The sequence below is a fragment of the Sphingomonas degradans genome, assembly GCF_053502645.1.
Genome location: NZ_CP177172.1, coordinates 1,555,752 through 1,575,891, shown reverse-complemented (window position 1 = coordinate 1,575,891; position 20,140 = coordinate 1,555,752). Strand labels below are relative to the sequence as shown.

The window sequence follows — 20,140 nt, the reverse complement described above, 5'->3', positions numbered from 1 at the left end:
GATCAGGCGGGCTTTCGCCGACGCATGGCCATATAGCCCACTGCGCCCGCGCCAAGCAGGAACAGCAGCATCGTACCGGGCTCCGGCACCGGCGTAGGTCCACCACCCGGATTGGTCCCGGTCGGCGGGTAATAGCTGCCGGTATAGGTGCCGAGGTGCATTTCGCCGTTCTGCACCAGACTGCCGAAAACCGCAGAGCCCTGAATATAGTTGCCGGTGGTCGCATCGGCTTTCGGCGCCAGCACCGATCCACCCCAGGCCGTGGTGAGGTTGAGCTTGTTGGCATCGGGGAAGTTCCAGATGACATGCTCGCCCAGCCCCTGGGTGCCGCCCAAGAAGTTGTCGTTCAGCAGGATGTCGGTGCCGCTCACGTTGACGATCGCCGTGTCTGCGCCGTTCAGGTTGAACTGGATTTCGCCGATCGCATTGAGCTGCGCCGCGCTGATCGAGAAGACTGCCAGCCCGTCCGCATTGGGTGCCGCATCGAACGTGCCCCGGTTGCCGTTGATCGACAACTGGCTGTTGGCGCCCAACCCGCCCAGCGTTCCCGACAGGTCGGTAAGGCTGCTCGACAACAGGCTCTTTTGCTGTTGCAGGTCGGCCGTGAAGGACGGGCTGGATTGCGACAGGCCCGACTGGACGGTGTTCTGATTGACGTTGGTGTTGCTGATCGTGCCGCCGACCTTCACCGTCTGCGCCGCACCGTTCAGATTGAACCCGCTGTTGACGTTCCCGCCGACGATTGCGCCGGAACCGTTGTTGAGATTCTTGGTGCCGCCATTGACGTTGCCCACCACCGTCAGCCCGGGCTGCCCCGTCGAGGACGGTGCCGGCGTCTTGATCTGATAGTTGGACGAATTGCCGTTCAGATCGCCGCCGACAAAGGTGCGCCCTTCAACCTCCGACGAGGATTGCAGGTCGCCCAGCACGATCAGGTTCCACTCGCGCAGCGCGTCGGTGTTGACCACCGGCGACGCGATTGCGGGAACCACCAGCGCGGTGGCAGCGGCAAGGATCAGCGCATGCCGCTTGGTGAACTGGATCTTCGCTACCATCTCTGTCTGTCTATCCCCGTCGTCGATCCGGGCGGCATAGCGCGCCCGGCACGGAGACGGCACGAAAAGACGTGGTTAACGCCCACGCCTTTTCGTCCCGCTTCGACACTCTAGCCTAGCCGCGCGAGCGCCGCGCTCAGCCGTTCGGCTTCGGCGGCCTTCTCCGCATGGTCGGCGCGCGCCTTCTCCACCGCTTCGGGCTTGGCCCGCTCGACGAAGCTGGGATTGTTGAGGCGCCCGGCGAGCCCGTCGCGCTCCTTCTCCGCCGCCGCGATCGCCTTGGTCAGGCGGGTGCGCTCGGCGTCGAGGTCCACGACGCCGCTGATCGGCAGCATATAGGTCGCCTCGTCCACCACGATCTGGAGCGAGCCGCCTTCGGGCAGTTCGCCCTCGGCCTGATCGACGCGCGCAAGCCGGGCCAATGCGCCCTGCTGGCGCGCAAGCCGCGCCGTCGTCTGGTCTGACGCATCGCGAACATAGAGCGGCAGGCGTGCGCTCGGCGGCACGTTCAGTTCGGTGCGCGCGGCGCGAATTTCGCTCACCAGCCGGATCAGCCAGTCGATCTCCTGCGCCGCTTCGGGATCGAGTGCGCGGGCGTCGGCCATCGGCCAGTGTGCGACGATCAGTTCATGGTCGCGCGGCCCCATCTTCGACCACAGCTCTTCGGTGATGAAGGGCATGAACGGGTGGAGCAGCACGAGGATCTGGTCGAGCACCCAACCGGCCACGGCGCGGGTTTCGCGCGCGGGGCCATCTTCAATCCGTTCGCCCTGAGCCTGTCGAAGGGCCGGGTCCGTATCGGTCGTCGCCTGGCCTTCGACAGGCTCAGGCCGAACGGGGGCTGGGCCCTGGATCACCGGCTTGATGAGTTCCAGATACCAGTCGCAGAACCGGCTCCAGGTGAACTGATAGATCGTGTTCGCCGCCTCGTCGAAGCGCAGATCGGCCAGCGCGAGGTCGAGCGCCTGCACCGTTGCGACGGTTTCCGCGATAATCCAGCGGTTTACCGCAAGCTCTGCCGACGGCGCCTCAAGCGTGGAGGACGCCCCGATGCCGTTCGACTGGCAGAAGCGGGCGGCGTTCCACAGCTTGGTCGCGAAGTTGCGATAGCCCTCGATCCGGCGCTCATCCATCTTGATGTCGCGGCCCTGGCTCTCCATCGCCGCCATGAAGAAGCGCAGCGCATCGGCGCCGTACTTGTCGATCAGCCCCAGCGGATTGACGACGTTGCCCTTGGACTTGGACATTTTCTGGCCGTCGGCTGCACGGACAAGACCGTGGAGATACAGGGTCTTGAACGGCACTTCGCCCAGGAAGTGCAAACCCTGCATCATCATGCGGGCGTCCCAGAAGAACAGGATGTCGAATCCGGAAATGAGCACGTCGTTCGGGTAGCGGCCGCCGAGCGTTCGATCCTCCCCGGCACGGGGAGGGGGACCGCGACGCACAGCGTCGTGGTGGAGGGGGCTGGCGGCTGGGGGAATCGCTTGGGGCGCGCCCCCTCCACCATGCTGCGCATGGTCCCCCTCCCCGTTCCGGGGAGGATTTTCGGGCCAGCCCATCGTCGCGAACGGCCAGAGCGCCGAGGAGAACCAGGTGTCGAGGACGTCGGAATCGCGATGAAGCCAAATCCACCGCTTGTCCCACATATGGTCCACGATTTCTTGCTGGCTATCGACCAATCGAATCGTGTCTGGGGAACAACCGTAATACTCCGCTGCCTGAGCGATTACCCCACTAGCGGTCTCACCTACAAAGGGGGGGGCAACGACGGCTTCATTGCCAGCGTAAGCGAGTTCACCATTCTCGAGCTTTGCCGGCCCAAACCAAGCCGGAATCCGGTGCCCCCACCAGAGCTGGCGGCTGACGCACCAGGGCTGGATGTTTTCCATCCAGTTGAAATAGGTCTTTTCCCAGCTCTTCGGCACGATCTTGGTCGCGCCCGAGCGGACGGCCTCGATCGCCGGCTTGGCCAGCGTCGCGGCGTCGACATACCATTGATCGGTCAGCCACGGCTCGATCACCACGCCCGAGCGGTCGCCATAGGGGGTCTGGATCGTGCGCGGCTCGGCGTCGTGCGCCTCGCCGTCCTTGTCCACCCACGCGACCAGGAAACCCTCGTCCTTGAGCCGCTGGACGATCGCCTTGCGCGCCTCGAACCGGTCGAGCCCGAGCAGTTCGTCGGGGATCAGCCCGTCGCGGGTCTGGGTAATCATCGCCTTGGCATCGAGCATGTTGAGCATGTCGCGTGCCTCGATGCCGGCGCGGCGGCCGACTTCGAAGTCGTTGAAGTCATGCCCCGGCGTGATCTTGACCGCGCCCGAACCCAGTTCGGGATCGGCGTGGTCGTCGGTGATGATCGGGATCAGGCGCCCGGTGATCGGCAGGCGCACCTTCTTGCCGACCAGCGCGGCATAGCGTTCGTCGCTGGCGTTCACCGCGACTGCCATGTCGGCGAGCATCGTCTCGGGCCGCGTCGTCGCGACCTGGATGAAGCCGCTGCCGTCCTCGAGCGGATAGCGCAGGTGCCAGAAGCTGCCCTTCACTTCGCGCGTCTCGACCTCAAGGTCCGAAATCGCAGTGCCGAGGCCCGGGTCCCAGTTCACCAGCCGCTTGTCGCGGTAGATCAGCCCCTGTTTGTGCAGATCGACGAACACCTTGAGGACGGCCTTGGAAAAGCCCTCGTCCATCGTGAAGCGCTCGTTCGCCCAGTCCATCGAGCAGCCGAGGCGGCGGAGCTGGCGGGTGATCTCGCCGCCGCTCTCTTCCTTCCATTCCCAGACCTTGGCGACAAATTCTTCGCGCGTGAAATCGGTGCGCTTGCTGCCCGCCGCGTTGAGCTGGCGCTCGACCACCATCTGGGTCGCGATGCCCGCGTGATCGGTGCCGACCACCCAGCGCGCGTCCTTGCCCTTCAGCCGGGCATGGCGGACGAGGATGTCCTGGAGCGTGTTGTCGAGCGCATGGCCAATGTGCAGGCTGCCCGTCACGTTGGGCGGCGGATTGACCAGCGTCCACGGATCGGCGCCCGGCCGTTCGGGGGCGAACAGCCCGGTGTCTTCCCAATGGGCGTACCAGCGGGATTCGATTTCGGCGGGGTCGAAGGTCTTGGGAAGTTCGGTGGTCATGCCCCCGCCTTAGCGGCGGGCACCCGCTTCGCACAAGCGGCGGACGCACTATCTCCCCTCCCGCATGCGGGAGGGGTCGGGGGTGGGTGTGTGCGGGCGGCGGGAGGTGGCGGCGGGGATGGAAGCTCCACTTCGCGCCCTCCCCTAGCCCCTCCCGCAGGCGGGAGGGGGACTTTGGTGGGGACTATTCCGCCTTGGTGTATTTCCCCAGCCAGCCAAGCACTTCGCCATACCATTGCATCGAGTTCTTGGGCTTCAGCACCCAATGGTTCTCGTCCGGGAACACCAGCAGCTTCGACGGCACGCCGCGCCGCTGGAGCGTGGTGAAGGCGGCCAGCCCCTGGGTATAGGGTATGCGGAAGTCCTTTTCGCTGGTGATGACCAGCTGCGGCGTCTTCCACGCCGAGACGAAATTGACGGGGTTCCACTTCTCGAACGCCTGCGGGTCCTCGAAATAGGCCTTGCCGCCATGTTCCCACTCGTCGAACCACAGTTCCTCGGTCTCGTACGCCATGGCGCGGGCGTCGAACACGCCGTCATGCTGGACGATGCACTTGAACCGATTGGGCCACTGCCCCTCGATCCAGTTCATCATATAGCCGCCATAGGACGCGCCGAGCGCACAGGCATTGTCGGCATCGAGATACGCGAACTTGTCGGTCGCGGCCTTAAGACCCTTTTGCAGGTCCTCGAGCGGCCAGCCGCCCCAATTGTTGCGGATCGCGTCGGTGAACGCCTGACCATAGCCGGTCGAGCCATGGAAATCGACCGAGACCACCGCATAGCCTGCGCCCGCGAACACGGCGGGGTTCCAGCGATAGGACCAGCTGTTGTTGCTCGATCCCTGCGGCCCGCCATGGACGATGAAGGCGATGGGCGCCTTGGCCCCGGCCGCTAGCGATGCCGGGCGCACGGCATAGCCCCATACGCTGTCGCCATTGGCGCCGGTGAACTGGAAACGATCGACCTTGGGCAGGTCGACGCCCGCCAGCTTTTCGGCGTTCACGCTGGTCAGCCGCTCCGCCTTCTTGCCGTTCAGCCGATAGAAATCGTCGGGCGCCGTCAGGCTGTTCATCGCGAACACCACGCCGGTCCTGGTCGGCACCACGGCGGAGACGACGCCCTGCTGCGTCAGGCGGCGGACCTTGCCGCTCTTTGGATCGACGCTGAAGATCGGCTCTTCCTGCGTATCCTGCGCGGTGACGTAGATCGTCTTGCTGTCGGGCGCCCAGGCGATCGACGCGACCGAGCGGTCCCAGCCTTCGGTCAGCGCGCGGACCTGCCCGGTGGCGAGGTCGCGCAGCATCAGCACCTGGCGATCGGCCTCATAGCCGGCGCGCGCCATCGCAAACCATGCCAGCCATTTGCCATCGGGCGAGGCCGTGGGAAGATTGTCCGTCCCGTCATTGTCGGGCGTCAGGTTGACCGGCGCGGCCGACCCGTCCGCAGGCGCGGCGAAGATGTCGAGATTGGTCGAAAGCGGCTCGATCCGCCCCGCCTCGCGCAGTGCGAAGAACACGGTCTTTCCGTCCGCCGACCAGCTCAGCTCCTCGCCCCCGCCAAAGGGCTTGGACGGGGTATCACCATCGAGGCTGGCGGCGATGGGCACGGCGGCAGAGGCGTCGGCGCCCAGCGGCACGACGAACAGCTGCGAGCGCTCGCCATTGGCCCATGTGTCCCAGTGGCGCACGAACAGCTTGTCATAGACGCGGCCCGACCCGGCATTGGGGTCCTTCTTGACCATCGCCGGCTCGATCGTCGGCGCGCCGGGCTTGCGATCGGCCCAGACGAGCAGCTTGCCCCCGTCGGGCGAGAGCTTGAACCCGCTGAACCCGCCCTTGGGCGCGAACCAGCTGCGCGTCTCGCCGCCGGTGATCGCGATCGACTGGACGCTGTCTTCGCCGCCCTTGTCCGATTGGAAGAACACCATGCGGCCATCGGGGGAGAAAGCGGGGCCGGTCTCGTTGACGTCGGCCTCGGCGACCAGCTTCTCGGGCACTGCGCCCTTGCGGGTCAGGTCGAGCTTCCACAGGTCATAGCGCCCGCGATTGGCGGCAAGATCGGTCTCGCGCTGCTGCCAGACGAGCCAGCGGCCATCGGGGGACACGACAGGCGCGCCGACGCGCGAAAGCTGGGCGACATCGGCGATGGTGAGGTCTCGCGCCGAGGCTGGCGCGGCGAGTGCGAGCGCGACGCCCGCGAGGAGGAAGTGCTTCATGGGACGGAGATAGAGCAGAACCGGCGCGCGCTTACAATGGCGTGGCCGATCCCGCCCGAAGCGGCGAATCAGTCCTGGCGGCCGGTGATCCGGGTGATCTCGCGCGCGACCATCGCCTCCACCATCTGCGGCAGATTGGCGTCCAGCCAGTCGCGCAGCATGGGCTTCAGCATGTCGCGGACGAGCCCTTCCAACGTGTCCGAGCCCTGCACCTCGGGGCGCACGACGATGCGCGACAGCGCCTCGAGCGGGCCGCGCGTGGCCTCTGCCGCGCGTTCCGACACGATCGGTTCGGCCGGCTGTGGCGGGGCGGACGGCGCAGGGGAGCCCATGGGTATCGGCCTTTCCTGTGGCTCCAGATCGGCCACGGGGTCGCTCAGTTCGAGGATTTCGTCCGAGTCATCCTCGGGCTCGGCATAGGATACCGGCTTGGGGGCCGGCTTCGCACGGCGCGTACGGGTGGTTACCGCCGCATCGCCTTCCTCGGCGATGATGCGCTTGATCGACGAGAGGATCTCCTCCATCGACGGCTCGGCACTGAAGTCCCCCATGGCCACCACTACTCCGTACGCTGCCCCACGCGTCTCAATCAGGGATTTTTGACGCTGGTGTCAACCGGGCGCCGCAAAACCGGATCAACTTGTCCCGAAACGACATTGGCCTTTTGCGGCGCCGTGCCGACGGTGGACGTCCCCGTCCCCACCGGCTCGCGATCGTCCGACCAGTCGCCCCAGCGCGATTTCACGCGGTTATAATTGGCGGCGGGATCGTAGAGCGGCCCGCCGTCGAGGCTCAGGTCGCTCGCCTGCGCACGCCCCATCGACGCCAGCAGCGTGAAGCCCGCGACATAGGCATCGCGCTCCGCCGTCACATATTGGACCTGCGAGTTGAGCAGTTCCTGCTCGGCGTTGAGGATGTCCAGGATGGTGCGCGTGCCGACGCTGTTCTCGGCGCGGACACCCTCCAGGCTCAGCCGGTTGGCCTCGACCGCGACGCGCGACGATTCGATCACGCGCAGCGACGATTCATACGATGCGTAGGCCGAGCGCGCCTGCGCGATCACGCCGCGTTCGGTGAGCGTCACATTCTCGATCGCCGCCGCCTGGCGCGCCTGCGCCTGGCGCACCTGCGCGGCGGGGCGGCCACCCTGGAACAGCGGGACGCTCAACTGCGCGCTGACCGAGTTGGACAAGCCGTTGCTGGCCGTCCCCAGCCGGCGCGCCTGATCGCTGACCGATCCGAGATAGTTGTAATAGCTGTTGCTGACCCCGACGCTGACGGTCGGCAGCCGCGCCGCGCGGGCGACATCGACATCGATCCGCGATGCCGCACGCGATTTCTGCGCCGCGTCGAGGAACGGGTTATTGGCCAGCGCGATCTGCTCCGCCGTTACCGGATCGGTCGGCAGATTGGGCAGCGGCGGCGGCGGCGCGAGCACGCCGGGCGGCACGCCAATCACGCGGATATAGCTTTCGCGGCTGCCGATCAGCCGCGCCTCGGCGGTGCGCAACTGGCTCTGCGCGATCGCGAGCCGCGCCTCGGACTGGGCGACGTCGGTGCGGGTCAGGTCACCCACTTCAAACCGGTCGCGCGTCGCCTGAAGGTTGACTTCCAGCACGTGGACATTCTGCTGGTTTAGCCGGACGATCGCCTCGTCGCGGATCACGTCGACATAGGCCGTGACGGCCTGGGTGAACACATCCGATTCGGTACCGCGCAGGTTCGCCTGCCCCGCCTCGACTCGCGTCACCGCCGCGCGCACCGAGTTGCGCACTGCGCCGCCGCTATAGATCGGCACGCTGAGGTCGAGCCCGAGCCGCGCCGAGCGCGTCGGCCCGAACGTCGCGTCGCTATCGTGCAGGCTGTCACTCACCGATCCCGACGAGGAAACGCCCGGCAACCCGCGCGAACGGGCGATCGGAACATTCTCGTCATTGGCCCGTTGATTGGCGCGTTGCCCGGCAAGATCCGGGTTGGTGTTGTAGGTTTGAACCAATGCCTCGCGCAGCGACGTGGTCGGCTGCGGCGCACTTTCGGGCGCCGCCTCCTGGACCGAGGCCGTCGTTGTCGTCCCCTGGCGAGTCGTCACGGTCTGCGCAGCGGCAGGCATGGCAAGCGCCGTCAGGCTCGCGCCCAGAAGCAGAATCGAGAATTGCATTCAGTTTCTTCTTCGCGTCAGAATTGGAAGGTCCGTAGGCGTCGGAAACCAGGAAGCACTGCACATTCGATGTCGAGGAAGTCGATCAGGCCGAAACCGCCTGCGGTACGGCTGCCAGAGGCAAGCCGCGTCACGCCGCGATCCAGCACGCCGGTGACCACACGGCCCTCGGGCTTCACCTGATCGCGCAGGGCATCGGGAATCTGTTCGACGGCACCGTCGATCACCAGCAAATCATAGGGCGCACCCGCAGCCCAGCCGGCCGCCAGCGGCCCCTGGACCAGCTCGACATTCGATTCGCCGGCAAGCGCTCCGCGCGCGATGGCGACCAGCGGGTCTTCTTCCTCGAGCGCGACGACCGACTTGGCCAGCCCCGCCAGCAGCGCAGCGGCATAGCCGCCGGCAGCACCGATCAGCAGGACATGGTCACTCGGCTGCACATTCGCCTGGGTGAGCAGGCGCCCGGTGGCGAGCGGCGAGTTATGCTGGCGTCCGCCGACCAGCGGCAGCAGCGAATCGCGATAGGCGATGCCGCGATGCTCGGACGGCAGAAACGCTTCGCGCGGCAGCCGCGCCATCGCGTCCACCACGCGCGTGTCGTTGACCGCGTTGGTGCGCAACTGGCTGGCAACCATCGCGTGGCGCATCACTTCGAAACGGTTCGCTTCGGCGGGCGCAGTATCGGGCGAAATAGCCATCATCACTCCGGCTTTGTGGCACAGCCGTATTAGCTGCGCAATACACTTGTTGACGTCGCTGCGCTTCTTATCGTGACGCGGGCAGAACGCCAAGCGAACCACGTTGTTTTTGAATCCATGTTGACATGCGGCCCCTGCCCTGCGCATTCGGCGCGCCTCGCATCGGTGGCCCGATGGCGGAGTGGTGACGCAGAGGACTGCAAATCCTTGCACCCGGGTTCGATTCCCGGTCGGGCCTCCATTTTTGTGATAGGCTCTGCTTTTAAGCGGTGCCGGCTTGACCAGGCGACTGGGTCGTACTTTGCCGATCCGCAAGGCGCACGATCGCGCCGCCTGAGAGACGCCGCTGGTTGGTCGATTCGGTATAGATCTCGTCCTATGCAGCCAGGCGCCGCTGGCCGGCAGCGTCCTATTGGTCGCGAAACCTTTCTTCGGTCCCTTTGCGTAAATCGACTTGCCGAACGCGGTGGCCGATGGGCACACCAAGTTCGGCTTTGGACCGCGATCCTTTGGTTCTTGGTCTCCGAGGCGATCGTGCGATTGGCGGGAAGGGGCGCCGGGCTTGATCGCCCTGGTGCCCGCTGCGTAAATGGCCATCACGGGCAGTGAAGCGGGGACCGAATGGATATTGATAGGGACCGGCTGCGAAAACTCGGTGTGCATATCGATGCGAGGACGGTCGTTTACAGCAGCGCCAGAGTCCTTTGCGAGGCGCCGGTAGCTATCGCTGGAGAGATCGGACTGCGTGGATGGATTGGGGCGAACACGTACATTCGTCCGCGCTGCCGGATTATGAGAGGCGTCGCTAGCATTGGGCGCTATTGTTCGTTCGCCCCGGGGGTCACGGCGGGAGAGGGAGAACACCCCATCGACTGGTTGAGCACCCATCCATTTCAATATGGCGAGTCCTGGTTCGTTGAGAACTGGTCCAAAACCAAGCCAAGTCCGCATCCGCGCCCCCAGTTGAAGCCCGCTAGCGCCGTAGGCCATGATGTGTGGGTCGGCACTGGCGTTACTATTATGCGTGGCGTGCGGATCGGGCACGGCGCCATCATTGCTGCTGGCGCGGTGGTTACCAAAGATGTCCCAGCATATGGAATCGTTGGCGGAGTGCCCGCCAAACTCATTCGTTTCAGATTCAATCCGGCGCTAATCGATCGCCTGCTCGATATCGAGTGGTGGCAATACGACGCCGATAGCCTGGCGGGTCTGGAGTTTAGCGACCCAGAGCGTGCGCTCGATCAGATTTGTGAGCGTCGCCAAGCGGGCCTGATGACACAAATCGAAACCAGCGGCGTCTACTTCAATGGAGAGGGCGTGATCACACGAAAGCCCACGTCCATCCTCTATGAAAAGCACCGTGAATTGGCATCGTTGCGGGGTTAACTAGAGCGGGTTCACGACGGGTGGAATCACGGGGGATTCCCTTTTCGCTGATCGTGTGATTCATAGGCAGCCGTCACGAAGGAGGCGGCGATGGGTTGGCGACCTGGGCAGAGTTACTCGCAGGATTTGCGTGATCGGGTGCTGGCGGCGGTGGACAGCGGGATGCCGGTCCGCGCGGCAGCAGTAATCTTCAAGGTCAGTATTGCCTATATCTACAAGGCGCGGATTCGACGGCGGCTGACCGGTGATGCCGGGATCAACCCGAACCGCGGCCGTCCTCCGCGCAAACTCTCCCCGGCACAGGAACTGGTGCTGGCGGCGCACATCCGCTCGCAACCAGGGATCACACTGGCGCAGGCACAAGCCTGGCTGTTGGCCGAACACGGAATCGGGCTCAGCACCGGCGCGATGTGGAATGCGGTGCGGCGGCTCGGCCTGTCGTTTAAAAAAAGCCCTGCACGCAGCCGAGCAGGAGCGGCCGGACGTGGCGGCGCGGCGCACGCTGTGGCGGGCAGCCCAGCCGTTCATCGACCCTGAAAGCCTCGTCTTCCTCGACGAGACAGGGGTGAACACCAAGATGGCGCGGCTCTATGGCTGGGCGCCGGTCGGCGAGCGCTGCCGCGATCACGTGCCGTTCGGACACTGGAAGACGATGACGTTCATCGCCGGCCTGCGCCTGACCGGCATGACCGCGCCCTGGGTGCTCGATGGGCCGATGGATGGCGATGCCTTCCGGGTCTATGTCCGCGACGTCCTGGCCCCCACGCTCCGGCGCGGCGATGTCGTGGTGCTCGACAATCTGCCCGCCCACAAGGTGGCCGGCATCCGCGAGGCGATCACCGCCCGGCGCGCCCAGCTCTTCTACCTGCCTCCCTACAGCCCCGACATGAACCCGATCGAGATGGCCTTCGCCAAGCTCAAGGCACTCCTGCGCCAGCAGCCAGCCCGAACCGTCGATGCTCTTGTCGAGCGCATCGGCGAACTCCTTGATCGCTTCCCGCCCTGCGAATGTGCCAACTTCTTCCAGGCCGCTGGATATCAACGGTCAATGTGAAATTGCTCTAGCCTCGCCACAGCCACTCGAAGATGGTTCAGTCCGCACTCTGATCTGCCACACACGCACCGGTATCATTCAGGCCTAGAACATGTCGAACCCCCAGAAAACCGTTCTTCTGCAAGGCCCGGCCGCGCCTCCAACTGTACCGGTGAACACGAAAAAGGCGCCAGCGATTGCTCGCAGGCGCCTTTTGGGTTTTCAGGCGGGGTGCGTCGCCTTAGCGGCGGCAATCGCCCCGTTCGATCTCGCGGCCGGCCAGCGCGCCCACGCCTGCACCGATGATGGTGCCGGTGGTGCTGCGGCCCTTGTACGAGCTGCCCCGCCCGATCTCGCCACCCAGCAGGCCGCCGGCGATCGCGCCCAAGATGCCGCCCGTGGTGCCGCTGCTGCAGCGGCGATTGTCGTCATAGTAACGCTGGCGATAGCGGCGGTTGTCGCGATAATCGCGGCGATATTCCCGAGCCTCGCGATAGTCGCCGCGATAGCCGCGGTCCTGTGCGTAGCCATAGCCGCGGCCATAGCCATAGTCCTGCGCGGCGGCGGGCATTGCGGCAACGCTGCCCAGGGTGACGGCGGCGGCCAGTGCGGCGCTGATAAAAGTCTTTTTCATCGCTCTTCCTCCAAATCCCAGGGGCGAAGCATCGCCTCCATCTGAGGATGCTTATGACCGAGTCGCGATGTGGCGACGCTGAACGCAGTCGTTAGCTTGCGTTCACATTCCCCCGCGCGCGCCGGTGTTTCGAGCCGCACCCGGAACAACTTCCCCCCGATCGCGTTGGGCCCAGACAGTTTCCGGGAGACGACGCATGTACGATTTCGGCATCCGCCACGCCCCTGCCGCCCCCCGCGTCGCCTATCGCCCGCACGAAGCGAATCACTGCCCCGGCTGCGGCCAGTCGCATTGGATGGTCGGTCGCACCACCGCGGAATGCGCGTTTTGCGGAACCGCGCTGCCGCTGGTCGTCGGCGGCAATCTGAGTCACAGTGCACTGCGCGCCCGCCGGCCCGCGATCGCCGCCTGACCGGCATTTGCGCGCGCAGGAGCTGAGGATGACCGATATCTCCGTAACGTCGCCGATCGAGCGAATCGCCCGCGTTCTGGCAGCCGAGACGCTCAGCGTGAACGGCTATGGCCATGACGCCAGCGCCGGTGCACAGGTGGACGCAGCGTGGCCGGACCAGCGCGGACGCGCGCTCGCTGTCCTGCGCACGCTGCGCGAGCCTACCCCCGAAATGGTCGAGGCCGGACGGTCCGCCGGTGCCAGCCCGGCCGCGATGTGGAACGCAATGGTCCTTGCCGCGATCGAACTGGAAAGCACTGTCTGACGGGTCGGCGGGTTACAGCCCGCCCCTGCTCTCGTCCACGGCATCCGGCTTTGCCTGCGCGGTGTGCATCTTCGCCAGCACCGAATCGGGCGTGACATGGCTGATCGCGGCCTGGACCTTGTTCATCAGCCCCGACACGACATGCGCCTTGCGATCCATCATCGCCGCCCAGCCATCGGCGGCGACCTTGGCAGGATCGGCCTTTTCCGATTCACCCACCGGCGTGTCGAGCATGTCGGCGCGGCGAAAGAACTCGGTCTCGGTCGGTCCGGGCATCAGCACCGTAACATTGACGTTGGTATCCTTCACCTCCTCGCGCAGCGCATAGGACAGGCTGTCGAGATACGCCTTTGACGCGTTGTACACCGCCTGCCACGCGCCGGGGATCAACCCCGCGATGGAGCCGGTGATGAGGACATTGCCGGCATCGCGCGCGACCATCTGCTGCAGCACCTTCTGCAGAAGATAGGTCGTGCCGGTGATGTTGGTGTCGATCACGCGCCGCCAGTCCGCCGGGCTCTGCGTCAGGAAGCCCTGCCCCAGCCCGCGGCCGGCATTGGCGACGAGCACGTCGATCGGCCGCATGCCGCACGCTGCGAGCAGGCGATCATTGCCCTCGAACGTCGACAGATCGGCCTGGAGCGCGTCGACCTGAACCCCCGGCGCGTCGAGCGACGCCGCCGCAGCGTCGATCTCCGCCTCGTCCGCGACGAGGATCAGGTCATAGCCCTCCCGCGCCGCGATCCTGGCGATTTCCCTGCCGATCCCGGTCGAGGCGCCGGTGATGACTGCGAGTTTTCCTGCCATGTCGGGTCTCCGTTCAGGCCAGTGCGAGGCCGGGTTTCAGCACCACCTTGGTGCAGCTATTCTGTTCTTCCTTGAACATCTTGTACCCATCCGGCGCCTGTTCCAGCGGCAGCCGGTGACTGATGAGGAAGGTCGTATCCAGCTCGCCATTGCCGATCATCTCGAGCAATTCGCGCGTGTATTTCTGGACATGGGTCTGGCCGGTCTTCACCGAGAGGCCCTTTTCCATCATCGCGCCGATGGGAAACTTGTCCATCAACCCGCCATAGACGCCGGGAATGGAGACGCGCCCGCCCTTGCGGCACGCGACGATCGCCTGGCGCAGCGCGTGGGGGCGATCGGTGCCGAGGAACGTCGATGCCTTGACCTGATCGACCACGTTGTCGACGAACAGCCCATGCGCCTCCAACCCGACGGCGTCGATCACGGCATCGGGGCCGATCGAGCCGGTCAGCTCCATCAACGCTTCATAGGTGTCGGTTTCCTCGAAATTGATCGTTTCGGCGCCGAAGCCGGCTGCGAGTTCGAGCCGGTGCGGGAAATGATCGATCGCGATGACGCGGTGCGCGCCCATCTTGAAGGCGGACTGGACCGCGAACAGCCCGACCGGGCCACAGCCCCATACCGCCACGGTATCGCCGGGCTCGATCTGGGCATTTTCCGCCGCCATCCAGCCGGTGGGGAGGATGTCGGACAGGAACAGCACCTTCTCGTCCTCCAGCCCGTCGGGGATCACGATCGGGCCGACGTCTGAGAACGGCACACGGACATATTCCGCCTGCCCGCCCGGATAGCCGCCGGTGAGGTGGGTATAGCCGAACAGCCCGCTCATCGGCTCGCCGTACAGCGCCTGCCCCAGGTCCTGGTTCTCGGCCGGGTTGCCATTGTCGCAGGCGGAATATTGCTGCTTCGAGCAATGGAAGCACTGGCCGCACGAAATGGTGAAGGGCACGACGACGCGCTGGCCCTTCTTCAGCGTGGATTTGGGGCCGACATCGACCACTTCGCCCATGAATTCGTGGCCGAGAATGTCGCCGGGCTCCAGCGTCGGGATATAGGCATCATACAGATGCAGGTCCGACCCGCAGATCGCGGTAGAGGTGATCTTGATGATCGCGTCGCGCGGGTTGAGGATTTCGGGATCGGGGACGGTATCGACGCGGACGTCATGCTTTCCATGCCAGGTAAGGGCGCGCATTGGGTGTTCTCCGCTTGCGGGAATGGGGGAAATCAGGAATCCGAAGCGCGATTGGGCGGGCTGGTGGTGGCGATCTCGCCGGTTTCCATCAGCTGCTTGAACCGGCGCAGATCGCGCGTGGACGAGATCTGCGGTTCCTTCTGGGTAAGCTTGGCGATCGCCTTGCCGATGAATCCGCCGGGCGGATCATAGGCGAGTATCGCGCGGACATAGGTGCCGTGCCCCGGCGGGCCGTCGCGAAACTCGATCCGGCCGCTGTTCTTGACGTCGCCGTCCTCGGACTGCCACTCGATCAGCTCGCCAGGGCGCTCGTCGGTGACGACGGAGGTCCAGCTATACTCGCCATTGGGGCCCTTCACCGTCCAGCGCGAGCGCCGGTCGTCGATCGCGTCGATCGAGACGATGTTCTCCATAAACGTCGCCAAATTCCCGAAATCGCGCCAAAAGGCGTACAGCTCTTCGCGCGGGCGCATGATCGAGACGGTGCGGCCCCAGACGGTGCCCTCGCCGCCCGGCGCCGCGCTGGCCTGGACGTCGGAGTCCTTGGAAACATAGGGTGGGGCGTCGTCGCGCAACTCGCTCATGATGGCCTCCGGTTCAGCTTTGTTCGTGGTGGTCGGGATAATCGTCGGGCGTTGCGTGGCCCTGGTTCTTCACTGCCTGACGGCTTTCGTCCTGGAGCGCGGGGTCGCTGTCGGGGCTCTCGATCGCGGAGCCGCGATCCTTCGCGCCGCCTTCGGACAGGTCCTTGGCCATGCTGCATCTCCTCGGAAAAACGGCCAAAGTGGCGCGCCATCCAATTGATTTATAGTGGTTTATCAGAGCGCACCGGGACTTTGTGCGTGGTTGCTCAACCTATGGCGCGGCGCGGCGTTCCCTGGGTATCGACCGGCATGTCGGATTAACGCCGGGACGCCCCGGATGCGCGGCAAGGTTGCGCTGGGCGCGCGCCGCGCTATTCCCGGCGGCATGCACAATGCCCCGCTCACGCTTTACAATTCGCTGACCCGCAGCCTGGAGGGGTTCGCCCCGCTCGACCCGGACAAGGGCGTGCGCGTCTATTCGTGCGGGCCGACCGTGTATAACTACGCCCATCTCGGCAACCTGCGCGCCTATGTGTTTACCGACACGCTCAGCCGCGTCCTACGGTGGAAGGGCTATGCGCTCACGCACGTCATCAACATCACCGATGTCGGCCACCTGACGTCCGACGCCGATGCCGGCGACGACAAGATGGAGGCCGCCGCCCGCGCCAAGGCGATGAGCATCTGGGACATCGCCGCGCATTATACGGCAGCCTTCAAACAGAATCTGAAGGACCTGAACATCAATGATCCCTCGCGCTGGTCGGTCGCGACCGATCACATCGCCGAGATGATCGCGTTCGCCGAAAAGATCGCGCCCGAACATTGCTACGAACTCGACACCGGGCTCTATTTCGACAGCAGCACCGTGCCCGATTACGGGCGCCTCGCGGGATCGCAGGACGACACGCGCGAGGGGCGGATCGAGGCGGTGGCGGGCAAGCGCCATCCGCAGGACTTCGCGATCTGGCGCAAATCGCCGCCGGGCGAACAGCGCCAGATGGAATGGGACTCGCCCTGGGGCATGGGCGCGCCGGGCTGGCACCTCGAATGCTCGGTAATGAGCCTGAAATATCTGGGCGCGCCGTTCGACATTCATACGGGCGGCATCGACCACCGCGAGATCCACCACCCGAACGAGATCGCGCAGAACCAGGCCTATTGCGGCTGCTCCGACACCGGCGCGCGCTTCTGGATGCACAACAACTTCCTGGTCGATCGCCAGGGCAAGATGTCCAAGTCCAAGGGCGGCTTCACCACGCTCCAGTCGCTGATCGACGCGGGCGTACACCCGCTCGCCTATCGCCTGCTGTGCCTGCAGGCGCATTATCGCAGCGAGCTGGAGTTTTCGGCGGAGAATGTCGCGGCGGCGCTGACGCGGCTCAAGCGGCTGGTGATGACGGTCGCGGCGCTCAAGGCGCGCGCCGAGGGCGAAGGCACCGCGCCGGAGGGCTGGACCAAGCGGCTGGACGAGGCGGTGTCGGACGACCTGAACACGCCAAAGGCGCTGCCCGTGCTCGACGAATTGCTCGCCGACAAGCGCATCCCCCCGGCGGACCGGCTGGCGGCGCTGGCGGAGTTCGACAAGGTGCTGGGGCTCAATCTGCTGACGCTGACTCGCGAGGATTTGCGCCTGCGCCCGGCGGGCGTCGCGCTGACCCCGCAGGAGATCGAGGACCGCCTGTTCGAGCGCAAGGAAGCGCGCGTCGCCAAGAACTTCCAGCTCTCCGACACGATCCGCGACGAACTCGCGGCGGCGGGGGTCGAAGTGATGGATGGCGATCCGCTCGGCTGGGACTGGAAGCCGGCGCTGTAACGGCCCCCGCTGCCGAATTGCTCTTGCATCAAGGGCCTGCCCCCCGCCAGAAGACTGGCCGAACAAGGATTTGGAAACGGGGGAACTATGCAGGGGCAGGTGCTGGGCGTGGATCGCGCGAGCGGCGAGGGGCAGATCTCGGGCGGGGATGGCCAGCGCTATAGCTTCACGCAGGCCGACTGGAGCGACAGCCGGGGCCCCATCGCCGGCGCCCGCGTCGATTTCGAGGCGGATGGCACCCGCGCGCGCAAGATCTTTCGCCTGCTCGAACCCGGCGAGCGGGTGCTTGCCCCCAAGCCGGACGTGCCCGAGACTGACCGCAACAAATATGTCGCGGCGGTGCTGGCCTTCTTTCTGGGCGTGCTGGGCATCCACCGCTTCTATCTCGGGCGCACCGGCTCGGGCATCGTGATGCTGCTGCTGTCGATCACGGTCGTCGGGTTGCTGGTCACCAGCATCTGGGCACTGGTCGACATGGTCCGCTATCTCGTCATGTCGGACCGCGAATTCGCCTATCGCTACGCGCGGCACTGACGCCATGAAGGCCGTGCTCCCCGCCCTCGCCCGGCCGCTGGTCGAGCCGCAGCTTCCCGCCGGGCTGGAGGTGCAGTGGTTCACCTCGCCGGAAGAGGCGGAGGCGATGGTCGCCGATGCCGATATCGGCTGGGTCGACATGAACCAGCCGGCGGCATGGGCACGCGCGGTGGCGGCGGGGACGCGGCTCAAATGGCTGTCGACTATCTATGCCGGGCTCGATGCGCTCGATACGGGGGCGCTGCTGGCGCGGGGCACGCGCGTGACCAATGGCAGCGGCGTCAACGCACATACCGTGGCGGAATATGCCGTGATGGGTTGCCTCGTCGCGGCCAAGCGCTACGACCAGGTCGTGCGGATCGCCGATCGCCACGAATGGCCGCAGGACGCGCCGGGCAAGCTGGAGCTGTTCGAGACCGCCGCGCTGGTGATCGGCTATGGCACGATCGGCCGGCTGATCGGCGAGCGGCTGGCGGCATTCGGCGTCAAGGTGACCGGCGTGACGCGATCGGGCGCGCCGGGGACGATCGGCCCCGATGCGTGGCGCGAGCGGCTGGGCGAGTATGACTGGGTGATCCTGGCGGCCCCCGCGACGGCGGAGAGCAAGGCGATGCTGGGCGATGCCGAGTTGCGCGCGATGCGCCCCTCCGCCTGGATCGTGAATGTCGGTCGCGGCGAGCTGATCGACCAGGATGCGCTGATCGAGGCCGTGACCAAACGCCGCATCGCCGGCGCCTTTCTCGACACCGTCACCCCCGAGCCGCTGCCGCCGGAGCACCCGCTGTGGAGCACGCCGAACATCCTGCATTCGATGCACTTGTCGGGCCGCAGCCAGACCCGGATGTTCGTCCGCGCGGCGGCGCTGTTCGTGGAGAACCTCCATGCGTTTGTGGAGGACCGGCCGCTAAGGAACGAAGTGGACCTGGCGGCGGGGTATTAAGGGCGGGCCAGATCGTGGCGTAGGCGAAAATCGGTAGGAAGCTTTCGTTGATCCTCCCCCGGAGGGGGAGGGGGACCAGCCGCAGGCTGGTGGAGGGGTAGTCGCCGCATGCTGCGCGGCTCGAAGAGAACGCAGGATTTTGCGTGCTCCGCATACCCGCGTCGAAAATCCTGCGGATTTTGAAGGGGCAGCCAGCCACATCATGGTTGTCGCCTGCGGAGAGTACCCCTCCACCGGCTTCGCCGGTCCCCCTCCCCCTCCGGGGGAGGAATGAGCAGGACTTCCAGAGTCCGCAAGTGGCGCGCGACGCGCCATCCTCGCAACCGCCGCCAACGCCCCCCTACCCCGCCAACCCATTCCGGATCATCAGCACCCCGATCGCCACCAGATACACCCCGAACACCCGCTTGAGCAGCGCAGGGCTCATCGCGTGCGCCGCCGCAACGCCCCAGGGGGCCGAAATCATGCTGGTCGAGGTCACCACCAGCGCTGCGGGCACGTTGACATAGCCGAGCGACCCCCAGGGCAGGTCGTGGGCGTGCAATCCGATGATCGCAAAGCCGATCGCGCTGGGCAGCGCGATGATGACGCCCACCCCCGATGCGGTGGCAATCGCCCGGTGGATCGATTTGCCGCACAGCGTCATCACGATGATCGCGATCGTGCCCCCGCCGATCCCGAGCAGCGACGAGAACGTCCCCAGCCCCCCGGCGATTCCCATGCGGACCATGCCCCCCGGCATCTGGTCCGACACCTGCCGCCCCGACAGGATCGGGAACAGGAAATGGATCGCCATGACAAGCACGCCGCTGCCAAAGATGATCGCCAGCCCCGGCCCCGGCACCCGCGCCGCCAGCAGCACGCCGCCGCCCACCCCGGCGACGATCCACGGCGCCCAGCTCTTGAGCAACTCGAAATCCACAGCGCCCCGCCGGGCATGGGCGTGGACCGATCGCAGCGACGTGGCGATGATCGTCGCCGCGCTGGTGCCGATCGCGACATGCGCAAGTTCGCCGGGCGTTGCACCCAGCAACGGCAGCACCGCGAACAGCGCGGGGACGACGACAAACCCGCCCCCGATGCCGAACAGCCCGCCGGCAAACCCCGCGACCAGCCCCGCCGCCAGCATCGCCGCCAGCGCCTCTACCCCTGCGACCGCGCTCATGCGGCAGCCCCGAATTGCAACTGTGAAAACCGCGCGAAAAGAACCGGCACGAAACTCTCCCCGTTGGAGC

At 65.8% G+C, this 20,140-nt stretch carries 19 protein-coding genes and 1 tRNA gene; 8 read left to right on the top strand and 12 right to left on the bottom strand.

Annotated elements, in window-relative coordinates:
- Positions 1 to 2: 2 nt before the first annotated feature.
- From ACG3SL_RS07065 to ACG3SL_RS07040, 6 genes are all read right to left on the bottom strand, one after another.
- Positions 3 to 1,055: a choice-of-anchor A family protein gene (locus ACG3SL_RS07065; RefSeq protein WP_448664431.1), complete on the bottom strand. Its 1,053-nt coding sequence runs from the start codon at positions 1,053 to 1,055 to the stop codon at positions 3 to 5.
- Between the two features lie 110 nt (positions 1,056 to 1,165).
- Complete coding sequence (locus ACG3SL_RS07060) at positions 1,166 to 4,183, bottom strand: valine--tRNA ligase (protein ID WP_448664430.1); 3,018 nt, start codon at positions 4,181 to 4,183, stop codon at positions 1,166 to 1,168.
- 184 nt (positions 4,184 to 4,367) lie between these two features.
- A complete protein-coding gene (locus tag ACG3SL_RS07055) occupies positions 4,368 to 6,401 on the bottom strand; it encodes a prolyl oligopeptidase family serine peptidase (protein WP_448664429.1) in 2,034 nt (677 codons plus the stop codon).
- Positions 6,402 to 6,469: 68 nt separating this feature from the next.
- Positions 6,470 to 6,952: a DUF2497 domain-containing protein gene (locus ACG3SL_RS07050; protein WP_448665086.1), complete on the bottom strand. Its 483-nt coding sequence runs from the start codon at positions 6,950 to 6,952 to the stop codon at positions 6,470 to 6,472.
- Between the two features lie 38 nt (positions 6,953 to 6,990).
- Complete coding sequence (locus ACG3SL_RS07045) at positions 6,991 to 8,559, bottom strand: TolC family outer membrane protein (RefSeq protein ID WP_448664428.1); 1,569 nt, start codon at positions 8,557 to 8,559, stop codon at positions 6,991 to 6,993.
- Positions 8,560 to 8,576: 17 nt separating this feature from the next.
- Complete coding sequence (locus tag ACG3SL_RS07040; RefSeq protein WP_448664427.1) at positions 8,577 to 9,260, bottom strand: protein-L-isoaspartate O-methyltransferase family protein; 684 nt, start codon at positions 9,258 to 9,260, stop codon at positions 8,577 to 8,579.
- Between the two features lie 164 nt (positions 9,261 to 9,424).
- Between ACG3SL_RS07040 and ACG3SL_RS07035 the strand changes: the two genes are divergently transcribed.
- From ACG3SL_RS07035 to ACG3SL_RS07025, 3 genes are all read left to right on the top strand, one after another.
- Positions 9,425 to 9,498, top strand: a tRNA-Cys gene (locus ACG3SL_RS07035).
- A gap of 380 nt (positions 9,499 to 9,878) precedes the next feature.
- A complete protein-coding gene (locus ACG3SL_RS07030; RefSeq protein WP_448664426.1) occupies positions 9,879 to 10,643 on the top strand; it encodes a CatB-related O-acetyltransferase in 765 nt (254 codons plus the stop codon).
- Positions 10,644 to 10,733: 90 nt separating this feature from the next.
- Positions 10,734 to 11,697 (top strand): IS630 family transposase gene (locus ACG3SL_RS07025; protein ID WP_448664425.1). Its coding sequence is split into 2 segments (ribosomal slippage): positions 10,734 to 11,084 and positions 11,086 to 11,697, totalling 963 coding nucleotides; the frame shifts between segments, so codons are not numbered across the junction.
- Positions 11,698 to 11,917: 220 nt separating this feature from the next.
- Here ACG3SL_RS07025 and ACG3SL_RS07020 read toward each other — a convergent pair.
- Positions 11,918 to 12,310: a glycine zipper 2TM domain-containing protein gene (locus ACG3SL_RS07020; RefSeq protein WP_448664424.1), complete on the bottom strand. Its 393-nt coding sequence runs from the start codon at positions 12,308 to 12,310 to the stop codon at positions 11,918 to 11,920.
- Positions 12,311 to 12,506: 196 nt separating this feature from the next.
- On the opposite strand from ACG3SL_RS07020, the gene ACG3SL_RS07015 reads away from it, so the two are divergent.
- Both ACG3SL_RS07015 and ACG3SL_RS07010 read left to right on the top strand, forming a co-directional pair.
- Positions 12,507 to 12,722, top strand: coding sequence for a hypothetical protein (locus ACG3SL_RS07015; RefSeq protein WP_448664423.1), 216 nt, complete (start codon positions 12,507 to 12,509; stop codon positions 12,720 to 12,722).
- A 28-nt stretch (positions 12,723 to 12,750) separates the two neighbouring features.
- Positions 12,751 to 13,026, top strand: coding sequence for a hypothetical protein (locus tag ACG3SL_RS07010; protein ID WP_448664421.1), 276 nt, complete (start codon positions 12,751 to 12,753; stop codon positions 13,024 to 13,026).
- A gap of 12 nt (positions 13,027 to 13,038) precedes the next feature.
- Here the strand turns inward: ACG3SL_RS07010 and ACG3SL_RS07005 are convergent, their stop codons facing one another.
- From ACG3SL_RS07005 to ACG3SL_RS06990, 4 genes are read right to left on the bottom strand one after another with little or no spacing between them, the layout of a single operon-like run.
- Positions 13,039 to 13,833, bottom strand: a complete 795-nt coding sequence (locus tag ACG3SL_RS07005) for an SDR family NAD(P)-dependent oxidoreductase (RefSeq protein ID WP_448664420.1) — start codon at positions 13,831 to 13,833, stop codon at positions 13,039 to 13,041.
- A 13-nt stretch (positions 13,834 to 13,846) separates the two neighbouring features.
- Positions 13,847 to 15,031 (bottom strand): zinc-dependent alcohol dehydrogenase, encoded by a 1,185-nt coding sequence (locus ACG3SL_RS07000; RefSeq protein ID WP_448664419.1) that lies wholly within the window; start codon positions 15,029 to 15,031, stop codon positions 13,847 to 13,849.
- A 32-nt stretch (positions 15,032 to 15,063) separates the two neighbouring features.
- Positions 15,064 to 15,615 (bottom strand): SRPBCC family protein, encoded by a 552-nt coding sequence (locus ACG3SL_RS06995; protein ID WP_448664418.1) that lies wholly within the window; start codon positions 15,613 to 15,615, stop codon positions 15,064 to 15,066.
- A 13-nt stretch (positions 15,616 to 15,628) separates the two neighbouring features.
- Positions 15,629 to 15,787 (bottom strand): hypothetical protein, encoded by a 159-nt coding sequence (locus tag ACG3SL_RS06990; protein ID WP_448664417.1) that lies wholly within the window; start codon positions 15,785 to 15,787, stop codon positions 15,629 to 15,631.
- Positions 15,788 to 15,952: 165 nt separating this feature from the next.
- On the opposite strand from ACG3SL_RS06990, the gene cysS reads away from it, so the two are divergent.
- From cysS to ACG3SL_RS06975, 3 genes are all read left to right on the top strand, one after another.
- A complete protein-coding gene (gene cysS / locus ACG3SL_RS06985) occupies positions 15,953 to 17,431 on the top strand; it encodes a cysteine--tRNA ligase (protein ID WP_448664416.1) in 1,479 nt (492 codons plus the stop codon).
- Between the two features lie 87 nt (positions 17,432 to 17,518).
- Positions 17,519 to 17,965 carry a TM2 domain-containing protein gene (locus ACG3SL_RS06980; RefSeq protein WP_448664415.1) on the top strand — a complete coding sequence of 149 codons (447 nt, stop codon included), beginning with the start codon at positions 17,519 to 17,521 and terminating at the stop codon, positions 17,963 to 17,965.
- A 4-nt stretch (positions 17,966 to 17,969) separates the two neighbouring features.
- Positions 17,970 to 18,905 (top strand): NAD(P)-dependent oxidoreductase, encoded by a 936-nt coding sequence (locus ACG3SL_RS06975; RefSeq protein ID WP_448664414.1) that lies wholly within the window; start codon positions 17,970 to 17,972, stop codon positions 18,903 to 18,905.
- A 340-nt stretch (positions 18,906 to 19,245) separates the two neighbouring features.
- On the opposite strand, the gene ACG3SL_RS06970 is transcribed toward ACG3SL_RS06975, so the two are convergent.
- Positions 19,246 to 20,070: a sulfite exporter TauE/SafE family protein gene (locus ACG3SL_RS06970; protein WP_448664413.1), complete on the bottom strand. Its 825-nt coding sequence runs from the start codon at positions 20,068 to 20,070 to the stop codon at positions 19,246 to 19,248.
- Between the last annotated feature and the right edge of the window lie 70 nt (positions 20,071 to 20,140).